Annotated in this window: 26 protein-coding genes; 13 read left to right on the forward strand and 13 right to left on the reverse strand. The window is 60.4% G+C overall.

Features of this window, described 5'->3' with window-relative positions:
- Positions 1-185 precede the first annotated feature (185 nt).
- Entirely contained in the window at positions 186-1535 is a 1350-nt protein-coding gene (locus KI613_RS08800) for a cation:proton antiporter (RefSeq protein WP_226405056.1), read from the forward strand.
- Here the strand turns inward: KI613_RS08800 and pgl are convergent.
- The 7 genes from pgl to KI613_RS08835 form a co-directional block, all read right to left on the reverse strand.
- A complete protein-coding gene (gene pgl, locus KI613_RS08805; RefSeq protein ID WP_226405058.1) occupies positions 1506-2204 on the reverse strand; it encodes a 6-phosphogluconolactonase in 699 nt (232 codons plus the stop codon). The genes KI613_RS08800 and pgl overlap by 30 nt on opposite strands.
- Positions 2204-3667: a glucose-6-phosphate dehydrogenase gene (zwf, locus tag KI613_RS08810; protein ID WP_226405060.1), complete on the reverse strand. Its 1464-nt coding sequence runs from the start codon at positions 3665-3667 to the stop codon at positions 2204-2206. Before zwf ends, pgl begins: the two co-directional genes overlap by 1 nt.
- Entirely contained in the window at positions 3664-5103 is a 1440-nt protein-coding gene (gene gnd / locus KI613_RS08815; protein WP_226405062.1) for a decarboxylating NADP(+)-dependent phosphogluconate dehydrogenase, read from the reverse strand. The genes zwf and gnd overlap by 4 nt, the downstream gene beginning before the upstream one ends.
- 74 nt (positions 5104-5177) lie before the next feature.
- On the reverse strand, positions 5178-6806 hold the full coding sequence (locus tag KI613_RS08820) for an NADP-dependent glyceraldehyde-3-phosphate dehydrogenase (protein ID WP_226405064.1): 1629 nt from the start codon (positions 6804-6806) through the stop codon (positions 5178-5180).
- Between the two features lie 3 nt (positions 6807-6809).
- Positions 6810-7004 carry a hypothetical protein gene (locus KI613_RS08825; protein WP_226405066.1) on the reverse strand — a complete coding sequence of 65 codons (195 nt, stop codon included), beginning with the start codon at positions 7002-7004 and terminating at the stop codon, positions 6810-6812.
- 9 nt (positions 7005-7013) lie between these two features.
- Positions 7014-7442 (reverse strand): OsmC family protein, encoded by a 429-nt coding sequence (locus KI613_RS08830; RefSeq protein ID WP_226405068.1) that lies wholly within the window; start codon positions 7440-7442, stop codon positions 7014-7016.
- A 21-nt stretch (positions 7443-7463) separates the two neighbouring features.
- Positions 7464-7916, reverse strand: coding sequence for a CHRD domain-containing protein (locus KI613_RS08835; protein WP_226405070.1), 453 nt, complete (start codon positions 7914-7916; stop codon positions 7464-7466).
- A gap of 182 nt (positions 7917-8098) precedes the next feature.
- Here KI613_RS08835 and KI613_RS08840 point away from each other — a divergent pair, with 182 nt between their 5' ends.
- Genes KI613_RS08840 through tal form a run of 6 tightly spaced genes read left to right on the forward strand, consistent with a single transcriptional unit; the run spans position 8099 to position 13654 of the window.
- On the forward strand, positions 8099-8284 hold the full coding sequence (locus tag KI613_RS08840; protein ID WP_226405071.1) for a hypothetical protein: 186 nt from the start codon (positions 8099-8101) through the stop codon (positions 8282-8284).
- A 13-nt stretch (positions 8285-8297) separates the two neighbouring features.
- Positions 8298-9245: a DnaJ C-terminal domain-containing protein gene (locus KI613_RS08845; RefSeq protein WP_226405072.1), complete on the forward strand. Its 948-nt coding sequence runs from the start codon at positions 8298-8300 to the stop codon at positions 9243-9245.
- Positions 9246-9247: 2 nt separating this feature from the next.
- Positions 9248-9562, forward strand: coding sequence for a chaperone modulator CbpM (locus KI613_RS08850; RefSeq protein WP_226405074.1), 315 nt, complete (start codon positions 9248-9250; stop codon positions 9560-9562).
- A 45-nt stretch (positions 9563-9607) separates the two neighbouring features.
- Complete coding sequence (locus KI613_RS08855; protein WP_226405076.1) at positions 9608-10156, forward strand: cytochrome b; 549 nt, start codon at positions 9608-9610, stop codon at positions 10154-10156.
- Between the two features lie 19 nt (positions 10157-10175).
- Complete coding sequence (locus KI613_RS08860; RefSeq protein ID WP_226405077.1) at positions 10176-12545, forward strand: phosphoketolase family protein; 2370 nt, start codon at positions 10176-10178, stop codon at positions 12543-12545.
- Positions 12542-13654: a transaldolase gene (gene tal / locus KI613_RS08865; protein WP_226405078.1), complete on the forward strand. Its 1113-nt coding sequence runs from the start codon at positions 12542-12544 to the stop codon at positions 13652-13654. Before KI613_RS08860 ends, tal begins: the two co-directional genes overlap by 4 nt.
- A gap of 10 nt (positions 13655-13664) precedes the next feature.
- Here tal and KI613_RS08870 read toward each other — a convergent pair whose 3' ends face one another.
- Positions 13665-14396 (reverse strand): S1 family peptidase, encoded by a 732-nt coding sequence (locus KI613_RS08870; protein ID WP_226405079.1) that lies wholly within the window; start codon positions 14394-14396, stop codon positions 13665-13667.
- Positions 14397-14667: 271 nt separating this feature from the next.
- On the opposite strand from KI613_RS08870, the gene KI613_RS08875 reads away from it, so the two are divergent.
- Positions 14668-15231, forward strand: a complete 564-nt coding sequence (locus tag KI613_RS08875; protein WP_226405080.1) for a lipid-binding SYLF domain-containing protein — start codon at positions 14668-14670, stop codon at positions 15229-15231.
- 148 nt (positions 15232-15379) lie between these two features.
- Entirely contained in the window at positions 15380-15529 is a 150-nt protein-coding gene (locus tag KI613_RS08880; protein WP_226405081.1) for a lmo0937 family membrane protein, read from the forward strand.
- Positions 15530-15655: 126 nt separating this feature from the next.
- On the opposite strand, the gene KI613_RS08885 is transcribed toward KI613_RS08880, so the two are convergent.
- From KI613_RS08885 to KI613_RS08905, 5 genes are all read right to left on the reverse strand, one after another.
- The gene (locus KI613_RS08885; protein WP_226405082.1) at positions 15656-16522 is read right to left on the reverse strand and encodes a GGDEF domain-containing protein; all 867 of its coding nucleotides are present in this window, start codon (positions 16520-16522) and stop codon (positions 15656-15658) included.
- Between the two features lie 178 nt (positions 16523-16700).
- Positions 16701-17726, reverse strand: coding sequence for a hypothetical protein (locus KI613_RS08890; RefSeq protein WP_226405083.1), 1026 nt, complete (start codon positions 17724-17726; stop codon positions 16701-16703).
- A 93-nt stretch (positions 17727-17819) separates the two neighbouring features.
- A complete protein-coding gene (locus tag KI613_RS08895; protein ID WP_226405084.1) occupies positions 17820-18107 on the reverse strand; it encodes a sll1863 family stress response protein in 288 nt (95 codons plus the stop codon).
- A 35-nt stretch (positions 18108-18142) separates the two neighbouring features.
- Positions 18143-18562, reverse strand: coding sequence for a BON domain-containing protein (locus KI613_RS08900; protein ID WP_226405085.1), 420 nt, complete (start codon positions 18560-18562; stop codon positions 18143-18145).
- Between the two features lie 31 nt (positions 18563-18593).
- Positions 18594-18752, reverse strand: coding sequence for a DUF3309 family protein (locus KI613_RS08905; protein WP_226405086.1), 159 nt, complete (start codon positions 18750-18752; stop codon positions 18594-18596).
- 203 nt (positions 18753-18955) lie between these two features.
- Here KI613_RS08905 and KI613_RS08910 point away from each other — a divergent pair, with 203 nt between their 5' ends.
- From KI613_RS08910 to KI613_RS08925, 4 genes are all read left to right on the forward strand, one after another.
- On the forward strand, positions 18956-19234 hold the full coding sequence (locus tag KI613_RS08910) for a DUF883 family protein (RefSeq protein ID WP_226405087.1): 279 nt from the start codon (positions 18956-18958) through the stop codon (positions 19232-19234).
- A 39-nt stretch (positions 19235-19273) separates the two neighbouring features.
- Entirely contained in the window at positions 19274-19561 is a 288-nt protein-coding gene (locus tag KI613_RS08915) for a ferritin family protein (RefSeq protein ID WP_226405088.1), read from the forward strand.
- 36 nt (positions 19562-19597) lie between these two features.
- Positions 19598-22048 carry an EAL domain-containing protein gene (locus KI613_RS08920; protein ID WP_226405090.1) on the forward strand — a complete coding sequence of 817 codons (2451 nt, stop codon included), beginning with the start codon at positions 19598-19600 and terminating at the stop codon, positions 22046-22048.
- A 246-nt stretch (positions 22049-22294) separates the two neighbouring features.
- The gene (locus KI613_RS08925) at positions 22295-22609 is read left to right on the forward strand and encodes a BON domain-containing protein (RefSeq protein WP_226405092.1); all 315 of its coding nucleotides are present in this window, start codon (positions 22295-22297) and stop codon (positions 22607-22609) included.
- Positions 22610-22614: the final 5 nt, after the last annotated feature.

Consider the following 22614-nt stretch of genomic DNA (forward strand, 5'->3'; position numbering starts at 1 on the left):
CCTTTGTTTAGCCGCGAAGAGAATGCCAGCCGGAAAGAAACTGCTCTGTGCGACAGCGTACACAAGATACCCGGCCGTCCTATATGCGGTGCCGAACGGAAAATGTTGTATCGGTGTCAGATAGTTCACCAGGCTTGTCATTTGAGCGTTTAGCGCAGTAACCAGTTCAACAGGAGCCGGCTGAAATGTCTTTTTCCGTTTGGGCGCTGGTCGTCGGCGCGCTCCTGATTGCCATGGCCCTGGCCGGATCGCTGATGAAGCGACTTCCGCTCAGTGCCTCCATGTTCTATCTGGCAGTCGGTTACATGCTGGGGGCTGGTGGTTTTGGCTTCATGACCGTTGATCCGCGTCTCATCTCCGGCCTCCTAGAGCGGGTGGCGGAAGTTGCGGTGCTGATTTCATTGTTTTCGGTCGGCTTGAAACTGGGGCTGCCGTTCTCCAGCCATCACTGGCGCCTGCCCTTGCGGCTGGCGTTTGTCTCGATGACGCTGGTCGTTGTCCTCATCGCGCTGGTTGGTTTCTTTTTGCTCGGCATGTCAATTGGTGCGGCGATTCTGCTCGGTGGCATTCTGGCCCCGACCGACCCCGTGCTGGCATCGGATGTCCAGGTCGAGGAAGCTTCTGATCGCGACCGCCTGCGCTTCAGCCTGAGTGGCGAGGGCGGGTTCAATGACGGCGCCGCCTTTCCCTTCGTCATGCTTGGCCTTGGCCTGCTCGGCATGCACGAACTCGGGGCATGGGGGTGGCGCTGGCTGGCCATCGATGTGGCCTGGTCGCTGGTCGGCGGCTTGTTTATCGGCGGCCTGCTCGGCACGATGATTGGTCGCCTGGTGATCTATCTGCGAACGCAGCATAAGGAAGCCGTCGGGCTCGATGAATTCCTGGCACTCGGACTGGTCGCGCTGGCCTTCGGTGTGGCAACACTGGCCTCGACTTATGGTTTTCTTGCCGTTTTCGCCGCTGGGCTGGCCTTGCAACGCGTCAAGGAGCGCTCGCGGGCGCAAAAGGTGCCGGATGAAGTAACGGCCGGCTTGCAGGACAAGGAAGCTCATCTCGCCGTGGCGACCCATCCCGATCTGGCCGGCCCTTACCTGATGCAGGCGGTGCGTGGTTTCAACGAGCAGCTTGAACGTCTTGCCGAGCTGGTCATCGTCCTCGCCGTGGGGGCCATGCTGGCCTATATCGAAGTCGAGCTGGAGACGGTGGTCTTCCTCGTTCTCCTGTTTTTTGTCCTGCGCCCGGTCTCGGTATGGCTGGGCTTGCTGGGGGCTCCGGTCTCGGGTGATCAGCGCCTGTTGATTGCCTGGTTCGGCATTCGCGGTATTGGTTCGATCTACTACCTGATGTTTGCCCTCAATCACGGACTTACCGGTGCCTTGGCTGATCAGGCAATTAATCTTACGCTCTCGGCCGTGGCCGCATCGATCATCGTGCACGGCATTTCGGTAACGCCTTTGATGTCGCTTTACGCCCGGCGGCAGGCCGGCAAGAGCCGCCGATCCGATTCAGAGAACCGACGCCACGACATTCGCTGACTGACCCGCTTCAGCATCGGCCAGCAGGCAGGCATCATTGCGCACGGCGTGGGCAATGGGCAGCTTGGCATCTTGCTGCCAGGCGAGCAGGGCAGCTGATTTGTCGGCGCCGGTGACCAATACCAGTTGCTGGCGGCAAGCGCGCAATGTCTGAAAGTTCAGGCTGACCCGTTCGCTGGGCGGTTTTGGCGCCCCGTGCACAGCAATTACCGGGGCAATATGGTCACCGTTCGTCGAAAACAGGCTGGCGGTATGTCCATCTTCTCCCATGCCGAGCAGCACGAGGTCAAAGGGCTGCCGGTCGACAACCAGTGTTGAATATTCGGCCGCCGCCCGTGCAGCACCAAGTTCGGCCGGAATAGGGTGAATTTGTCTGGCCGATATGGCCACGGGTGAAAGCCAGACATCCTGCGCCATGCGTGAGTTTCGTCCGGGGTGGTCGGCCGGCAGGCACCGCTCGTCACTCCAGAATATTTCCCAGGCGCTCCAGTCCTGAGCCATCCCGGCGAGCATTTCATAGGTTCGTCGCGGCGTATTGCCACCGGCCAGGACGATGCGAAATACCTGGCGTTCACGGATTGCCGCGTCGGCGGCGGCAATAATGATGCGGCAGGCCTGAGCGGCGACATCTTCCGATTTTGGCAATATTTTGCTGTTGACCGGAAGCATTAGAGTTTGCTTTCAGGTTTGTCATTGCAGCTCAGCGTCTGCCGCCATTCCCGATCCGCCTGGCCAAATATCTGGTCCGCTGCTTTCGGCCCCCAACTGCCAACCGGGTATTGCAATGGCGGGCGCTCGTCGTCGGCCCAGCCGCGCATGACGGGATCGACCACATTCCATGCCGCCTTGACCTCGTCATAGCGCAGGAAGAGCGAACGATCACCCTGAATGACATCCATCAGCAAGTCTTCGTAAGCGTCGGCCTTGCGTTCGCCGGGATTGCCGACCGACGCATCCATCGAAATCTGACGGGTGCGGGTTTCCTGGCCGGGCACCTTGGCGGATATTTCCATCTGCACCACATCGTCCGGCTGAATGCCGATCAGCAACCAGTTCGGATGGACGGCGGAGGCCCCCGATCCTTGAAAAAGCTGCATCGGTGGTTCGCGGAAACGCACGGCAACCATCGAGCGCCGCTCCTTAAGGCGCTTGCCGGTACGCAGATAGAACGGCACATCGCGCCAGCGCCAGTTATCGACATAAAGCTTGAGCGCGGCATAAGTTTCCGTATGACTGCCGGCGGCGACGCCCGCCTCCTGCTGATAGCCGGCATACTGGGCGCGCACCGCATGGCTGGCCAGTTGCGGCTGGCCCAATGGACGAATCGAGCGCAGCACCTTGACCTTTTCATCACGCAGCGATTCGGCCTCCAGCGATACCGGCGGCTCCATCGCCAGCAAGGCCAGTACTTGCAGCAGGTGGCTCTGGATCATGTCGCGCGTCGCGCCGCCATGCCGGTCGTAATAATTGGCCCGACCGTCCAGACCGATGGTTTCGGCGTGCGTGATCTGAACGTGGTCGATGTAATGGCGGTTCCACAGCGGTTCCAGGATCATGTTGGCAAAGCGCAGGACCAGCAGATTCTGTACGGATTCCTTGCCGACGTAATGATCGATGCGGTAAATCTGCTCTTCGTCGAGGCGCGTATTGAGCTCATGCTGCAAGTCGCGTGCGCTTTGCAGGTCGTGGCCGAAGGGCTTTTCGATCACCATCCGTCGCCAGCCTGTGCGCTCCACCAGCAAGCCGGCCTGGGCCAGCCTGATGGTGATCGGCACGTAGAACTCGGGGCTGACCGAGAGGTAGAAAATCACGTTGTTGCCGCACACGCTAGCCCCCATCCAGGCATCAAGCGCCTGATAGAAGGCCGCATCTTCCAGGTTGCCGGCGAGATAGTCGATGCGCTGGAGAAAGCTGTCGAGTAGCGCCGCATCGGCTGTTTGCAGATGCTTTTCTACCTCGGCTCGCCAACTATCCTGGGCATAGGGCGTCCGGCCGCAGCCTAGAATACGGACGTCTGGTGCGAGGTGACCCAGGCTGTGCAACTGGTACAAGGCGGGCAGGAGCTTGGCCATCGCCAGATTGCCGGTCGCCCCGAAGATGACGTAGGCGTGCGATTCGCTGGCGCAATTCATGACGCGATCTCTTCGCCGCCATCGCCCAGCCAGCGGGTGTGAAAGTGGTTCGACTCGTCGCCGTCGGTACGCTGGTAGGTGTGCGCACCAAAGAAATCCCGCTGTGCCTGAATGATGTTGGCCGAGCCGTTGGCGCAGCGATAGCCGTCGTAGAACGACAGGGCCGAACTCAGAGCCGGTGCCGCTACCCCATGCTTGACAGCGAGCATCACCGCGAGACGCCAGCCGGCTTCCGAGGCTTTGACTTCGGCCGCAAAAAACGGGTCCTGTAGCAGGCTGGGCGGCACTGGCTCACGTTCAAAGCTGTTCTTGATGTCGGTCAGAAAGCGGCTGCGGATGATGCAGCCAGCACGCCAGAGCAGGGCGATGTCACCAAACGGCAAGGCCCAGCCGTTCGTTTTGGCAGCGGATTGCATGAGCATGAAGCCCTGGGTGTAGGAGACCAGTTTCGCGGCATACAAGGCGTCGTGCAGAGCATCGAGATACATCGATCTGTCCGACTCTGCCACGAGCGTCGGAACACTGCCGAGCAGCGCTGCGGCGGCAACCCGTTCGGACTTTCGCGCCGATAGCATGCGGGCATGCACAGCTTCGCTGATCAGGGTTAGCGGCACGGCATTGGCGAGGGCATCATGGGCGGTCCACACACCGGTGCCTTTATTCCCGGCCATGTCGAGAATCCGCTCAACCAGAGGGCTGCCGTCGCGATCGCGCTGACGCAGTATGCGGGCGGTGATTTCGATCAGATAGGATTCAAGCCGACCGCCATTCCAGGCCGCGAAGCAGTCGGCCATGTCGTCGTGGCTGAGGCCGAGGGCATGTTGCATGAGGTGGCAGACTTCGGCGATCAGTTGCATGTCGCCGTATTCAATACCGTTGTGAATCATCTTGACGTAATGGCCGGCCCCGCCATCGCCCAGCCATTGGCAGCAAGGTACGCCGTCAACCCGGGCGGCGATGGCCTGAAACATGTCGCGGATGACAGGCCAGGCAGCGGCAGCCCCGCCGGGCATCAGTGACGGCCCGAAGCGGGCGCCGTCCTCGCCACCGGAAACACCCATTCCGACGAAATGGATGCCCCAGGCGGCCAGCTCAAGCCACCGGCGATTGCTGTCCTGATAGTTGGAGTTGCCGCCGTCGATCACGATGTCGCCGGGTTCCAGCAAGGGCTGCAGTTGTTCGATGACCGCCTCGACGGCCCGACCGGCAGTCACCATGAGCAGAATCACGCGGGGCGAGCCAAGCTGGCTGACCAATTGCTGAAGATTGTCGGCCACGGCGATGGTCCGGCCTTGCCCATGAGTCTCGATGAATTCTGAGGTAACCGCACTTGTCCGGTTGTACACGCTCACGCGGTAGCCCTTGTCGCTCAGGTTGAGCGCCAGATTGGCACCCATCACGCCAAGGCCAACGATGCCGATGTCTGATTTGGTCATGCCAGCGTCTACCTTCGTATAGTGTCGTGCCGTTGTCGGAATGACCACGTTCTTTTCGGGAGATTCCTCCCGCCTCAGAGAATGAAGTGGGTATTGATGAAATTCGATTTGTTGCCGAGCACGATGGCGTCGAGCAGTTTTTTTGACGCCTCGGTCTGCTTGGCGGCGACCATGGTGCGGATCGAGAAGGCGCGCAGGGCGTCGTGCACGGACAGCGTGCCTTCGGCCGAATCCTTGCGGCCGACGAAGGGGAAGACATCCGGGCCGCGCTGGCACTGGCAATTGATATTGACCCGACACACCTGATTGACCAGGGTATCGACCAACGAGGCGATCTGCCCCGGATCGCTGCCGAAGATGCTGACCTGCTGGCCGTGGTCGGAGGTGATCACATAGTCGAGTGGCGTCTCGATGTCCTCGAAGGTAGCGACCGGGATGATCGGCCCGAACTGTTCCTCGCGGTAGAGCTTCATGCCCTCTTTGACTGGAAAGAGCACGGCCGGATAGAACAGGGTTTCGACCGTGCCGCCGCCGCCCGGGTTGATCACCTTGGCGCCTTTTTCAATGGCATCGGCGATGCACTCGTTCATGTAGGCGACCATTTCCATCTCGGGCAGCGGCGTCAGCATGACGCCTGCTTCCCACGGCATGCCGATGGCCAGCTTGCCGACCTCTTCGCAGAAGCGGCGCAGGAATTGTTCGGCAATCGACTGGTGCACCAGGATCATCTTGATCGCCGTGCACCGCTGGCCGTTGAAGGAGAGCGACCCGGTGATGCATTCCTTGACCGTCAGCTCGATGTCGGCGTCGGCCATGATGATCGCCGCGTTCTTGGCGCCGAGGCCGAGAATGGCGCGCAGGCGGTTGGTCTTCGGGTGCGATTTCTTGAGCTGGTCGGCTACTTCAGAGGAGCCGATCAGGGCCAGTACATTGACCTTGCCCGACCCCATGATGTGCGGCACGACGACGTGACCCTGGCCGTAAACAATGTTGATGACGCCCGGCGGGAAGGCGCTGCGGAAGGCTTCGAGCATCGGGTAATAGAGCAGCACGCCGAAACGCGGCGGCTTGAAGAGCACGACATTGCCCATGATCAGCGCCGGGATCAGCGTGCTGAAGGTCTCGTTCATCGGGTAGTTGTACGGCCCCATGCACAGCGCGATGCCGACCGGCGAGCGGCGGATCTGGGCGATGGTGCCGTCGACAATCTCGAAGCGCGAATTGCTGTTGTCGAGCCGCTTGAGCTCCTCGACGGTGGCGCGGATGTAGTCGATGGTGCGGTCGAATTCCTTCTGCGAATCGGCCAGGCTCTTGCCGATTTCCCACATGATCAGGTTCACGATCTCGCGGCGGCGGGCGACGATCTGGTTGGTGAAGTCGCCGACGCAGGCAATGCGTTCGGCCACCGACAGGTTCGGCCACTGGCCGCGACCGTGATCGTAGGCGGTAACGGCGGCGGCCAGCGCTGCATCAGCCTCGACGGTGCCGGTGACTGGCACGCTGCCCAGTTCGACATGGCTCAGCGTGCCATCGGCCGCCTGGACGCAGACCGGCGAATGCACCGTCCGCGTCTCGCCTTTCCAAATCTGCATTTCGCCGTTGATCAGAATGGCGCGTTGGTGGATGGGGGCGAGAATCCGGCAGTCGCCGGGAATCTCGCTTTCGCGCGGGAACAGTGCGGCCAGCTGCTCGGCGGTTTTCATCGGCTAGTAGCGGTTCGGATTGTTCGGACGCGTGTCATGGCGATCCGGCACACCATCGCGGTCGCGATCATGGCTGCGATTCGGTTGGCCATCGCGATCCCCGCGGTGTCTGTCTCCGTCACGATAGGGACCGTCGTATACGACACAGCCGGATAACAGGCTGGTGATGGCAATCAATATAACGGCAAGTTTTTTCATGGGATTACCTCACTGGGTTTCAAGTTGGACGGACAGGGTGATCGGAGCGTTCAATAGTTTTGATACCGGGCATTCATGTTTGGCGATATTGGCGACGCGTTCCAGATCGGCCTTGCTCGCTCCCGGAACACTGGCTTTCAGGTCGAGATGGATGGCGGTGATCGAGAATGCCCCGTCAACCTTGGCGAAGGTCACGACAGCCTCGGTTTGCAGGCGATCCGCTGTCATGCCTTCCTTCTCCAGTTGCGCCGCCAGAGCCATGCTGAAGCAGCCGGCGTGGGCGGCGGCGATCAGCTCCTCCGGGTTGGTGCCGGGGCCTTCCTCAAAGCGCTCCTTGAAGCCGTATTGAGCCTTGGCCAATATTCCACTTTGCGTCGAGATGGTTCCGGTGCCTTTCTGGAGGCCGCCACTCCAGGCGGCTGATGCAGTTCTTTTCATGGTGACTTCCTTGCCGACTGGTCAGTTGGCGATGCGTATCGGCTTGCCCGGCAGTTGCGCCCGGATTTCGCCGTTCGGGTGGGCCTCGCTATGGACGTTGACGTACAGATTGCCAGCCAGATAGGCGGTGTACTGGGCTTCGCTCAGCCTGGCGTCGGCGGGTACCGTGAATGCCTTGTCGCCCTTTTTGATCAGGGTAACGATCGGCGGCCCATTCTTGCCGACCGCGCCCTCGTGGATATGCGCCATCGTCGGCACCATGTCCGAGATGTCAATACTGCCGCTAACCGAGCGATTGGGCAGGACGCTGATATTCACCTTGCCGGTTGCCGAAGTAGTGACGGGGGGCACCTCGGCCGCACCGCTCAGAGAAATCGAGATGGGCGACTCGGCGTACAGATTGGCCGCTGCCAGCAGCATTGCCAGCGGGACCAGGCGGCTGAACAGGCGGCTGAAGCTTGATTGCGTGGTCATTTGGGGCGCCTCCGGGGGGAAAGGGAACAAGCATGGTGCGCCGGAGGGGAGCCGGTTTCTGTTCGCCAACGCACACAGCCTCAATTCCCGTTGTCTATGTTGGCTGGCGCACTGAATTGTTTTCATTCGGACTGCATAGTCGTCGTGGCAGCACAGGGCTGCCCTGGTATTGGAGGTCGCAGATGAATGACGAAATAGAACACGAACACCTCAAACCCACTCGCCACCTCGCCACACAAGCGGGGTGTTGTCATTGGACGCCGATCGTTCCCGGCTCGGCCGATGCGCCGGCTGGGGCCAGGGAAGAAACGGTGACGCCAAACCCGGTGGAATCCGCTGCGCCTTCTGGCGAGAAAAAGCCGGATTGAGCGAATCCATCTGATGGAATTCAAGGATTACTACAAGATCATGGGGGTGGCGCGCGACGCGACCCAGGACGAGATCAAGCGCGCCTATCGGCAACTGGCGCGCAAATACCATCCGGACGTCAGCAAGGATCCGGCGGCCGAGGCGCGTTTCAAGGAACTCGGCGAGGCCAACGCGGTGCTCAAGGATATCGAAAAGCGTGCCGCCTACGACCGGTTGGGCGCCAACTGGCAGGCCGGGCAGGATTTCCGGCCGCCGCCGGACTGGAATGCCGGTTTCGAGTTTTCCGGCGATGGCGGGAACGGCAAGGGCGCCGAGGATTTCAGCGATTTTTTCGAATCCCTGTATGGCCATGGTTTTGCCGGTACAAGCCGGGGCCAGCGAGAGTTTCATGCCCGCGGCGAGGACCGGCACGCCCAGGTCATGATCGATCTGGCCGACGCCTACAGCGGTGCGACCCGGATCATCACGCTCCGTACGCCCGAGGTGGATGCCAACGGCCGGGTGACGATGCGCTCGCATCAGCTCAATGTCACCATTCCGCGCGGCGTTCGGGCCGGGCAGCACATTCGTCTGGCCGGGCAGGGCGCACCGGGCATCGGGCAGGGCAAGGCCGGCGATCTCTATCTCGAGGTGGCGTTCAATCCGCACGCCCATTTCCGGGTCGAGCAGCGCGATGTCTTTCTCGATTTGCCGCTGGCGCCATGGGAAGCGGCGCTGGGGGCGACGGTCAGCGTGCCGATCCCAAACGCTATGGTCGACCTGAAAATTCCGCCAAATTCGAAATCCGGCAGCAAGCTGCGGCTCAAGGGCAAAGGCATTCCGGGCAACACGCCGGGCGACTTCTACGTTGTCTTGCAGGTGGTTTTGCCGACGGCTGACAGCGACGCCGACCGGGCTTTCTACGCCAGCATGGCCGAGCAGTTCAAATCCTTCAAACCGTGGTCCAGACTGGGAGCATAAGCATGGACAAGATGCTGCCGCAACCGAGCGCCATCATTCTCGAAGAGCAGACCGACCTGACCATCAGCGAAGTCTGCCAAGCCTGTGCCGTGCGGGTTGAAACCATTGTCGAACTGGTCGACGAAGGCGTGTTGTCACCCATTGGCCGCGAGCCGCACCGCTGGCGTTTCACCGGCACCCACCTGCGGCGTGCCACGGTCGCCATCCGCCTGCAACGCGATCTCGGCGTCAATCTGGCCGGCGCCGCGCTGGCCCTGCAACTGCTCGACGAACTCGATGCCCTGCAAGCCCGGCTTCAGGCGATGGGCAGGAATTGACTGGCTTGGCGCTGGGCGGGAAATACTTTAACGAGGATTCAAATCATGGAATGGCGAAATACGAACGAGCGGTATGGCTTGTTATCCATCGGACTGCATTGGTTGATGTTGCTGCAACTTGTCGCGGTCTATGCCTGCATCGATCTGCGAGAGTTCTTTCCCAAAGGCAGCGATCTGCGCGAGGCCCTGAAATTCTGGCACTTCAGTTTGGGTCTCTCGGTATTCCTGGTGGTCTGGATTCGCCTTGTTGCCCATATAACGGGGCCAGTACCCCGCGTCGTGCCAGCCTCGCCGGCCTGGCAAAGCGTGCCGGGCAAGCTGGTGCATGTCGCGCTCTACGGGCTGATGATCGCCTTGCCGGTGCTGGGCTGGCTGATACTGAGTGCCGAAGGCAAGGCTATCCCGTTTTTCGGCTGGCAACTGCCGGCACTGGTTGCTGAAGACAAAGGACTGGCTGACTGGAGCAAGGTACTTCATGAAACCGGCGGGACGATCGGGTATTTCGTCATCGGCCTGCACGCTCTGGCTGCCCTGTTTCATCATTATGTCCAGCGGGACAACACGCTGCGCCGCATGTTGCCGACGCGTCCATGACTCAATCAAGGAAAATGCCATGACCTCGACTGCTACGCCTCTCGCCGCCGACGAACTCGACCAGATGAACGCCTGGTGGCGCGCCGCCAACTACCTGTCGGTCGGCCAGATCTACCTGCTCGATAACCCGCTGCTCAAAACTCCGCTCAGCCTGGCCAACATCAAGCCGCGCCTGCTCGGCCACTGGGGTACGACGCCGGGTTTGAACTTCATCTACGTGCACATGAACCGGGCGATCAAGCAGTACGACCTCGACATGATCTTCATCGCCGGCCCCGGCCACGGTGGCCCCGGAGTGGTGGCGAATACCTGGCTGGAGGGTAGCTACAGCGAGTTTTACCAGGATATCTCGCAGGACGAAGAGGGCATCCGCCGGCTGTTCAAGCAGTTTTCCTTCCCCGGCGGCATTCCCAGCCACGCCTCGCCGGACACGCCGGGATCAATCCACGAAGGCGGCGAACTGGGTTACGCGCTGTTCCATGCCTACGGCGCCGTGTTCGACAATCCGCACCTGATCACCTGCTGCGTCGTCGGCGACGGCGAGGCGGAGACCGGGCCGCTGGCGACCTCCTGGCATTCGAATAAATTCCTCAATCCGCGCACCGATGGCGCCGTGCTGCCCATTCTCCACCTCAACGGCTACAAGATCGCCAACCCGACCATCCTGGCCCGGATCAGCCACAGCGAGCTGGAATGCCTGTTCGTCGGCTACGGCTACCAGCCCATTTTCGTCGAGGGTGACGACCCGGAAACCATGCACCAGTTGATGGCGGCTGCGGTCGACACGGCCATTGCCAGCATTGCCGCCATCCAGCGCAAGGCGCGCGAAGGCGGCGATGAGAGCCGTCCGCGCTGGCCGATGATCATCCTGCGTTCGCCGAAAGGGTGGACCGGGCCGAAAACGGTCGATGGCAAGCAGAGCGAAGGCTCCTGGCGTTCGCATCAGGTGCCGTTCAGCGACATGGACAAGCCGGAACACGTGCAATTGCTGGGCGAATGGATGGCCTCCTACAAGCCGGCCGAACTGTTCGATAACGGTGGCCGGCTGATGCCCGAGATCGCCGCGTTGGCCCCCCTCGGCCAGCGGCGCATGGGTGCCAACCTGCACGCCAATGGTGGCGCCCTGTTGCGCGACCTGCGTCTGCCCGATTATCGCGACTACGCCGTGGCGGTGCCGACGCCGGGTGGTTCGGTGGCCGAGGCGACGCGCGCCATGGGCGTTTTCCTGCGCGACGTGATGCGCCAGAACCCCGACAACTTCCGCGTCTTCGGGCCGGATGAAACTGCTTCCAACCGTCTCGGTGCCTTGTTCGAGGTCACCAACCGCAGCTGGATGGCCGAACATCTGGCCGGCGACGACCATCTGGCGCCCGATGGCCGGGTCATGGAAGTGCTGTCCGAACACGCCTGCCAGGGCTGGCTCGAAGGCTACCTGCTGACCGGCCGGCACGGCCTGTTCTCGTGCTACGAAGCCTTTATCCACATCGTCGATTCGATGTTCAATCAGCACGCCAAGTGGCTCAAGATGTGTGGCGAGATTCCCTGGCGGCGGCCGATTGCCTCGCTCAACATCCTGCTCACCTCGCACGTCTGGCGCCAGGATCACAACGGCTTTTCGCACCAGGATCCGGGCTTCATCGACCACGTGGTGAACAAGAAGGCCGACATCATCCGCGTCTATCTGCCGCCCGATGCCAACACGCTGCTCTACGTCACCGACCGCTGCCTGAAGAGCCGCAACCTGGTCAATGTCATCGTCGCCGGCAAGCAGCCGGACTGGCAGTGGCTGGACATGGAAGCCGCAATCAACCACGCCAGCGCCGGCATCGGTCTCTGGGAATGGGCCTGCAACGACCAGCCGGGCGAGCCGGATATTGTGCTGGCGTCGGCCGGCGACGTGCCGACACTCGAAATGCTCGCCGCCATCGACATCCTGCACAGACTGGCGCCAAGCTTGAAAATTCGCTTCATCAACGTCGTCGACCTGATGACCCTGCAACCGCAGGAAGAGCACCCGCATGGCCTGTCGAGCGACGAATTCGACTCGCTGTTTACGGCCGACAAGCCGATCATCTTCGCCTACCACGGCTATCCGTGGCTGATCCACCGGCTGACTTACCGGCGGACCAACCACGCCCGGCTGCACGTCCGCGGCTACAAGGAGGAGGGCACGACGACGACGCCGTTCGACATGGTCGTCCTCAACACCCTTGACCGTTTTCATCTGGTCATGGATGTGGCCAGTCGCGTACCCAAGCTGCAGGCGCAGGCGGCGCACATCAAGCAGGCGATGCGCGACAAGCTCAACGAGCACGCGCAATACATCCTCGAACACGGCGAAGACATGCCGGAAATCCTCGAATGGCAATGGTCGGGAGCAAAGTCATGAGCCAGAATCCGCTACTTGAACTCAAGGCCATCGGCCAGCACATCTGGCTCGACAACCTGTCGCGCACTCTGCTCCGCGAGGGTGGCCTGCAGCGCCTGATCAACGAGGACGGCATTGATGGCGTGACCTCGAATCCATCCATTTTCGAGAAAGCCATCGCCAACGGGACCTATTACCGTGAGGATCTGGAACGCCTGCGCGGTGCCGGACTCGATGCCGAGGCCTGTTACGAATCGCTGGTCATCGCCGACATCCGGGCGGCCTGCGCCATGTTGCTGCCGGCTTTTCGGGAGAGTCGGGGAGAAGCCGGTTACGTCAGCCTTGAGGTGTCGCCAGCGCTGGCCGACGATACGATAGGCACCGTCGCCGCGGCGCGCCGTCTGCTGCAACAGGTCGGCCTGGACAACGTCCTGATCAAAGTGCCGGCCACTCCTTCCGGAATTGAGGCTTTTTCCCGGTTGACCGCAGAAGGTGTGTCGGTCAACGTCACCCTGATCTTTTCGCTGGCCCAGTACGAGGCCGTGGTCCAGGCCTATCTGCGCGGGGCATTGCGCTGGCTGGAAAGCGGCGGCCAAGCCCGGCATTTGCGCTCGGTGGCCAGCGTCTTCCTGAGTCGCGTCGATACCGCGGTCGATAAACGTCTCGATGCCCTGGGGACGATGCATGCCGCACGGCTCAGCGGGCGATCCGGTGTCGCCCTGGCCAAATGCTGCCATGGCCGCTACCGGGATATTTTTCATGGACCTGATTTCGCCCTGCTGCGCTTGGCCGGCATACGGCCGCAAACGCCGCTGTGGGCGAGCACCGGCAGCAAGAATCTGGCGTACAGCGACGTGCTTTATGTCGAACCGCTGATCGGTCCGGAAAGCATCAATACGCTACCCGACGCCACGCTGGCCGCTTTCCGGAAACATGGCCAGGTCGCCAATAAATTGAAGGAAGGTCTGGACGAAGCGCAGATTCACGTTCAGGCGCTGATGGAGCTGGGCATCGATCTCGATGCCGTTGGCCATAGTCTGCAGGTAGACGGGGTGCTGCTGTTTGCCGAGGCTTATCAGAAGATATTGCGCGGTCTAAAGGCAGAAAACCTGACCCGAACGGGGCACTGAACCTCGCTTGTTAGACTTCCGTCAGCTTGAGGAGGATGTCGGCGTACCAGGCGCCGTTCAGGCCCAATGCCTCGTCCTCGATCAGATCGCGATTGCCGACATCGAAGCGGGACGAATGAATGCCGAGCAGCATCCATGGCAGATCGCCGTGGGCCGGCGTGGTCTGGGCAATGCGCATGACGACTGGCGCGCCGCTGCTGCCGCGATGGGTGCGCGCATCGGTCAGAAAAAATCCTTCGCCCTGAAAGCGCATCCCGAATGCCGAGGCGATGATGGCGTGGCGGACCACCGGCGTGTGGTGCAGGGCATCATGAAAGCCGAGCGGGAAGCCGACGATGAGCAATGATGAGCCGACTTCGACGCGGTCCAGACTGGTCAACAGGTGGCGCGGGCTGAAGGCACGAAAGACCGCCGTCTTGGGCAGGGCCTTGCGGTTGATCTCGATGACAGCGACGTCAATGTCACCAGCTGCGTCCAGGCCCTCGCGCCAGAGGCTGTTGCCATCGCGGTAGAGGGGAATGGAAAAGCCCGTCGATTCGGCGATATTCGCCTCATTGGTGTGCAATTCAATCTCGATCCGGGTTGGGAAATGCTTGCTTTTCTTGTCGAACACCACGTGGCGACTGGTCACCAGATAAAGACGCTCGTCGCGCCGGAAGAAAAACCCGCTGGCGTTGGTCAGCAAGGTTTTCTCATTGAAAGTCGAGATACGGGCGGCGGCAAGCAATATCGGTTCGATCATGGGTCTGGGCGCTCGGTTGGAGGTTCAACATATAGCCACTTTACGGCCGGTTTTCCGTGTGTTGGCGCACGCTCGTGCCTAAACACTTGGCAGCCACCTTCAGTGTAGCCCATGCAAGCCTCGCCTATGTGCGCCAGCGAACGGTATCGGGACGGCCATGCTCCTAAGCTCAAGTATTGATTCATGGGGCATGCCCGAGAGATAACTGGGCCGTGCGCCTCGGTATCGATTGCTTCATTTCCAATCAACTCAATACGGACAGGACAAGATCATGACTACCAGACGCCACGTTTTGAAAAACCTTCTTCTCATCACTGCCACCGCTTTTTCCATGGGTACATTGAGTAGCCAGGCGATGGCTGCCAGCGCGGAAGATCTTGACAAAGACGCCGCCCAGGCCCTGCAATCGCTCTACAAGAGCAACCCGGTGGCCGAAAGCCTTGCCAAGAAGGCCAAAGGCATCCTCGTCTTCCCCAAAATTCTCAAAGCCGGCCTGGTCTTCGGTGGTAGCTATGGCGAAGGTGTGCTGACCAAGAGCGGCAAGCAGTCCGGCTACTACAACTCGGTGTCGGCCTCCTGGGGCTGGCAAGCCGGTGCTGAATCGTACGGCTACGTTGTCTTCCTGATGAGCGACAAGGCCGTCAAGTACCTCGATCAGTCCAAGGGCTGGGAATTCGGTGTCGGCCCAAGCGTCGTCGTCGTCAATGAAGGTGTCGCCAAGAACCTGTCGACTTCGACGCTCAAAGACGACGCCTATGCCTTCATCTTCGACCAGCAGGGCCTGATGGCCAGTTTGAGTATCGAAGGCACCAAGATCAGCCGCATCAAGCGCTGAGGTCAGGAATGCCTGCGCAGAGCAGGCGCAATCGGGACGAGGGCGGGCGAGTGCTTGCCCGCTCCCGGAGTCGCGCAAACTGACCGGATCAAGTGGCTATGTGCTCGGGTCTTGCGCTATTGAAACCAGTCACAAAAGGAGAAACACCATGCTCTACACGATCGCCGTTGTCTTGATCATCCTGTGGCTGTTCGGGCTGCTCACCGCCTACACCGCCGGTGGACTCATCCACATTCTGCTGGTCATCGCCATTGTCGCCATCCTGCTCCGGGTGATCCGGGGTGGCAGGGTTCTCTAGACATTTTTTGGCTATTGCTTTGTGTCCCTCAATCAAGGTGCCGTGCCCGCTGTCCGCTAGCTGTTGAACGGCCGTCAGTTGCCGAAAGGCGACGGGTTTTGCCGGGCGGCCCCAAGCAACCAGCTTTCAGTCTGGCGATAATGCCAAGTCACTGAAAAGCGAATACCCGGTCTTGTTCCGTTTTGCCTGGTACATGGCCTTGTCGGCATTGGCGACCAGCGATTCCGCAGTAATGCCATCTGCCGGAAAACTCGCTATGCCAATACTTGGATGAATGACCAGGCTCATGTTGATGTCCCGTATCCGGATGTCGCATGGCGCCTCAACCATTGCGATGATCTTTTCCGCGATGGTCGTGCTATCCCGTTCGCTTCTGATCTCCGCCAACATGTACAGAAACTCATCTCCACCATGACGGCAGACGGTGTCTTCGTCTCGAGACGCTTGCTTGATCCGCCCGGCAATCGTCGTCAACACGATGTCGCCGACGTCATGCCCATGCGTATCGTTGATGCTTTTGAAGTCGTCCAGATCAAGGAACATGACGACCAAAGAAACGCCATTTCGTTTCGCATGAGCCAATCCGTGCTCGAGTCGATCGTTGAACAGCGCGCGGTTGGGGAGTCCGGTCAGAGGATCATGGAGGGATGCATGGCGCGCTTCATCGCCCTGTTTAACCTCCGCTGCCAATTTCTCTTGCAGGATAGTCCGCTCGTAAACTTCTTCCTTGAGCGCCATATTGACCAGCGATAGCTCCTTGGAAGCATTCTGCACCTTGCCCTCGACGGCCTCGGTTTTTTCCAGGGCGTTTTCGACAACGGGCGAGATGTCTCCGTCCGTCAGTTCGCGCTTGAGTCCGGCGTTAACTGACGACAGATCATCGGCACATTCTTCGACAATATCTTTGACCCGCTCGCTTTGTCCCAGCACCTGGTGCAGCGAATTGGCGGGGCTAGGGCTTCTCAACAAGCGAGCGATTTTCTTTTTTGGCATGAATCGATGTTTCCTGGTGGCAGACAATTTTGTGGTGGCGGTTTCACATTTGATTTGCCAACAAAGTGACGCTTGTCATGGAAGGTGCTTTCCACCGTTTGCTGGCCGATGCCTCTTTTCCGATGCTTGAGGCGCTCGGGTTAGCTCCCGAACGCCTGAAGCCATGGGCTTTCTCGACCTATCGCCCGCGTCCCTGACCACGTTCGTCAGAATCATCCCGTTCCCGTTGTTGCCCTGAGCGCTGCCCCGGGTGCTGTCCTGCTTCCTGCTGGCGAGGAGCCGGCCTGGCCTCGTTTGACGGCTGCCCGCGTTGCTGGTTTTGTTCAGGCTGCGGCCGCATGTTTTCGCGGTTTGGCTCGCGTTGTAGCTCGCGTTGTGGCTGCGGGTTATCGCGGGGGGCGGAGCGTTGTTCGACACGGGGAGCGGCCTGCGGTTGTCTCTGCTCCGGAATTTCCCGTTCCCGCTGCGGCTGTGGCTGCCGCGCCTGCGGGGTGGCCGGGGCTTCCTGGCGGACGGCTGGAGCGGGGCGTGGTGGCGCTGCCGACGGCTCAGGATTTCTCCTTTGCTGTGACTCTTCCCTGCCGCGCGGGGCCTGTTCGGGCTGACTCCTCGGTGGCGGCGCTGCCTGGAATTGCTGGCGAACCAGCGGATCACGGGCTTCGTGGCGATAGTTCCGTTGCTGCAATACCGGCTGCTGATCCCGGGATGGATAACGATCTCCGGAATACTGGCGCTGATAGGTCGGCAGCGGGGCTGGTGCCGGCATGGCGCGGCGATCCCAGCGATCCCAGCCGCTTCTGTGCTGTGCCCAGTCGTTGCCCCAGTGGTCGCCCCAACGGGGTGGCGAATTGGCCTGCCAGCCGACGAAGAAATCTGGCGGACGGCGGTAATAGCGCACCGGTACGCGCAGCAGGTAGACCGGGATATATTCCGGTTCGACCATCATCCATGGCCCGTTGTACCAGGAGCTCGAATACCAGCGATCAGTCTCGAACACCCAGTACAGGCCGTCGTAGAAGAAATAGTTCGAATTCAGGCCGGAGGCGTAATAAACCGGGTAACCCGGCACGCGGACCAGATTCGGATAGGTCGACAGGCTGATGCTGATGTTATCGGTCTGGAAACCAAAGCCGAAGCTGACCTGAGCCGGCGCCGGAACGGCAAAATGGAGCAATATCCCCAGGACAATCAGTTGTTTGCGCATTGTCTTCCTCCGTTTTGGTGAATGGCACCAGCGAGGCTGCTCATTGCCAGCCTTTAGCCGATAAAAAAGCGCCCGAAGGCGCCGATTTCCTGCTCACTTGAATTTCGACTGGGCGTCGGTCAGGCCGGTCTTCAGGTCGTCCCACATCTTGTCGGCGGCTATCCTGACCTGATCCCAGGCTTCGCCGCTCGCCTTGCTGAGTTCCTTCATCTTGTCGGCGACGGCGTGCTGCTTGGCGCGCAAGGCCTGAATCTCTTCCGCCCGCATGATTTTCATATCGGCTGTGAAGTTGTCCATCTTGGCTTCCAGCAGATTGACCTGAGCGCTCCACTCCTTGAGTTGGGCGCTCATCTTTTCCTTGTATTCCTTGTGCAGCTCCATGATTTTCTCCTTCGATGCTGTTGGGCAGCTCGACCTTATTTGGCCGACGTGACGACGAGTTGGTTGGTGACATCCCGGACGCCGCCGATCGCCATTGCGCGGGCCTTGGCCTTGTCGCTGTTGGCTTTCGAATCGACCGTGCCGGTCAGGGTGACGACACCCTTGACGGTGTCGACACTGATTTGCAGCGACTTCAGGCCGGGTTCGCCGAGAAGTTCGGCTTTGACCTTGGCGGTGATTTCGGTGTCATCGAAAGCCTGAGCGCTTTTGGCGCCTTGTTCGGTCATCTTGTTCTCTAGCTTGTCTACGGTCTCGCCGACCTTCTTGCCGGTGTCGCTGGCCGCCTGGTCCATTTTCTTGCCGGCCTGTTCGGCCGGTCCGGGCTTGTCGCAAGCGCTCAGCCCGATGGCCAGGAGCAGCGAAATGGCGATGAAGGTGGTTTTGCTTTGCATCATGTGGTGATTTCTCCAGTGTGGTGGTGCAGTTCTAGATTTTGCCGAGCACGAGCAGGACGAGCAGGATCAGCAGGAGCAGTCCGATGCCACCGCTCGGTGCGTAACCCCAGCCCCGGCTGTGCGGCCAGCTTGGAATGGCGCCGATCAATAACAGGACCAGAACGATTAGCAGAATGGTTCCCAGAGACATTTCTTTTCTCCTAAAAATTGCAGGGCATCAACAGTCAATGCCGTACTGATCATGTTACGGAGGCCATGACAAAGTTCTGTTCGCCAGCGCACAGACCCGGCATACGGGAGTGACCAGTATTCATGTCAGAGGAATGGAAAGGGCAGCCCGCCAGGCAACCCGTCTTCCTCTCCAGCCCACCATTGCAGAGAACAGGAGAAATCATGACTACAGATACCATCACCACCGCCGGCCCGACTGAAAGCACCAAGGACACGCTGGTCAGGGATATCAAGGGGATCGTTGGCAAGGCCGACCATCTGCTCAAGGACGCCGGTCACACCGTCAGTGAAGAGCTTTCGGCAACGCGCCACGCCATTTCGGAAAAAGCCTGCGGCGCCGCCAATGCGACCGATGCGTACGTTCACGCCAACCCCTGGAAAATTGTCGGCATCGCTGCCGCTGTGGGTGCCTTTATCGGTGCCGTGATCAGCCGCCGCTGATTTTTCATCGACCAACCAAACATCAGTCAGGAGCCACCCATGTCCAGTGTCGGTTATCACGAACCCGTCGATGAGCTACCCGCCGCAACCCGCGACATGCATCGGGCGCTGGTTTCCCTGATGGAGGAACTGGAAGCGGTCGACTGGTACAACCAGCGGGCCGCTGCCTGCCACGACAGAGAATTGAAGGCCATCATCGAACACAACCGCGATGAGGAAAAGGAGCATGCCGCCATGCTTCTGGCCTGGATACAGCGCAGGGATGATCGATTTTCCGGACAGCTCAGGGAATATCTATTCACGGAAAAGCCGCTTGCCCACGAATAACCGACGCCCGATTTTCGATTTCAGCAGGAGCAAATGATGAAAGACGTTCTCCTGATTGAAGATGATGCCAACGAGGCCAGGCTGATTGAAACCGCACTGGCCCGGAAGGGCGGAAAGCCGTATCAGGTCGAGCGGGCGGTTGGCCTTTCCGAAGCCCTGGGGATTCTGGCCAAGGCAAGTTTCGAGATTATCCTGCTCGACCTCAGCCTGCCCGACGGCCAGGGCATTGCTGTTTTTGAGCAGGTCGCGCAGGCGGCGCCCGATGCCCTGATCATCATCCTGAGTTCGGAAGAAGACGAGGAAACAGCCCGACTGGCCGTGCAGAATGGCGCCGACGACTACCTCGTCAAGGATCAGGTCGAGTCCCACTGGTTGCCCCGCACCCTGAACTACCTGATCGAGCGCAAGACCACCCGGCAGGCGCTGACCCTCAGCGAAGCGCGCTTCCGCGCCATGAGCGATGCTTCGCCGCTCGGCATCTTCGTCTCGGACGTCCATGGCGAATGCATCTATACCAACGAGGCGTATCAAGCGATATCCGGCCTCAGCCTTGAGCAGACGCTGGGCACCAACTGGCGCATGGCGATTCATCCCGATGACCGCGAGCGCGTTTTGGTCGAATGGCGGGCGGCCGCCCTCGGCAAGGAAAAATTCACCACCAAGGCACGTTTTCTGCGGGCCGACGGCAGCATCGTCTGGGCGCGACTCAATGCGGCGGCCATGCTCGATGGCTTGCAGCCGCGCGGCTATGTCCAGACCGTCGAGGACATTACCGAACGTAACGCTGCCGAAGATGCCTTGTTCGAAGAAAAGGAACGCGCCCAGGTTACGCTCAATTCGATTGGCGATGCCGTCCTGACCACCAACCTGCCGGGCAATGTGACCTACCTCAACCAGGTGGCCGAGATGATGACCGGCTGGTCCTGTCAAAATGCCATCGGGCGGCCCTTGTCGGAGGTGTTCAGGATCGTGGACGGGACGACACGCGAGGTAGCACCGAATCCGGCGCAACGGGCCATCAGCGAGAACCGCACGGTCGGGCTGGCGGCCGACAGCATTCTGCTGCGCCGCGACGGGTTTGAATCGGCCATCGAGGATTCGGCGGCGCCGATTCATAACCGGGATGGCCAGGTGGCCGGTGCCGTCATCGTTTTTCACGACGTCAGCGAGTCGCGGGCGATGGCACTGAAGATGGCGCATCTGGCCCAGCACGATTTCCTGACCGGCCTGCCCAACCGGGTCCTGCTCACCGAACGCCTTTCGCGGGCCATCGGTCAGGCCCGCCGGCACAGCAAACGGGTCGCGATGATGTTTATCGACCTCGACTATTTCAAGCACATCAACGATTCACTCGGCCACGCCGTTGGCGACCTGTTGCTGCAAATGGTGGCGGAACGCCTGAAGCTCTGCGTTCGCGACACCGACACGGTTTGCCGGCAGGGTGGCGACGAGTTCGTCATCCTGCTCACCGAAATCGAGCAGGCACCGGATGCGGCGCCGGTCGCCGAGAAAATTCTGGCGGCTTTTGCCGAGCCCTGCCTGATCTGCGGCAACGAGTTGCACGTGACGCTGAGCATCGGCATCAGCATCTACCCGGATGACGGACAGGATGCCGATGACGTCATGAAGAACGCCGACACCGCGATGTATCACGCCAAGGCGAATGGCCGGAACAATTACCAGTTTTTCACGGCGGAGATGAACACCCTTGCCGTTCGCCGCCTGTTCATTGAAGGCAACCTGCGCCGCGCCTTGAAGCAGGGCGAGTTCCAGCTTTATTACCAGCCCAAGATCGATCTGGCCAGCGGCCTGATGATCGGCAGCGAAGCGCTGATCCGCTGGCAGGATCCGGAGCACGGCCTGATTTATCCGAACCAGTTCGTGCCGATCGCCGAAGAGTCTGGCCTAATTGTGCCGATCGGCAGCTGGGTAATGCGTGAAGCCTGCCGGCAGGTCTGCGCCTGGCAGGATTCCGGGCTGCTCGCGGTGCCGGTCTCGGTCAATATTTCAGCCGTCGAGTTTCGCCACAAGAATTTCCTCGAGGGGGTGGCGACGATCCTCAAGGAAACCGGGATGTTGCCCAGTTTTCTTGAACTGGAACTGACTGAAAGCATCCTGATGCAAGACGCCGAATCGTCGGCCTCCGTGCTCGAATCGCTCAAGGCAATGGGCATGCAACTGGCCATCGATGACTTCGGGACCGGCTATTCGAGCCTGAGCTATCTCAAGCGCTTCCCGATCAATACGCTGAAAATCGATCAGTCGTTCGTTCAGGATATCGACATCGATGTGGACGATGCCAGCATCGTCAATGCCATGATCGGCATGGGCAAAAGCCTCAAGCAGCGGGTCATCGCCGAAGGGGTCGAAACCGAATCGCAGCTCGCCTTCCTGCGCAAGCTGCAATGCGACGAAGGGCAGGGCTTCCTGTTCGGACATCCCGTGCCGGCCGATCAGTTCGAGCGCCTGTTGCTGAAAGAGCATTGATCGCCGGCGTAGTGAGCGGGAAGGAGGCCATAGCGGCCTGCCCTGAATATTTCAAAATTGGCCATTATTTCCGGTTGACCGTGGCATTAGCCAGTCAGCGCCAGCCATCGTCAGGCTGGCTATGTGCTCCACCGCACCGACACGCTTATCCCGGCTGACTATTCTCCATTCCTCAGGTGCCGGAGCTCAACGAATGAATGGCGCCGAAATCAGGGAATTCAGTTTTCCCCATCAGGAGAGTCGATCATGAATACATTCAGCAAATACCTGTCCGCCGCGTTTCTCGCCCTTACGCTGCTCACCGCCGTCGGGTGCGCCTCCACGTCAAAGTCGGAAGGCACCGGCGAATACGTCGATGACACGGTGATCACCAGCAAGGTCAAGGCCGCCATCCTTGGCGAGTCCACCCTGAAATCCGCCGAAATCAATGTCGAAACCTACAAGGGCATCGTCCAGTTGAGCGGCTTCGTCAGTTCGCAGGCTGCGGCCAGCAAGGCTGTCGAGCTGGCTCGCGCGGTCAAGGGCGTGAGCTCGGTCAAGAACGACATGCGCATCAAGTAATTGAC

This window comes from Ferribacterium limneticum, assembly GCF_020510585.1.
GTDB lineage: Bacteria > Pseudomonadota > Gammaproteobacteria > Burkholderiales > Rhodocyclaceae > Azonexus.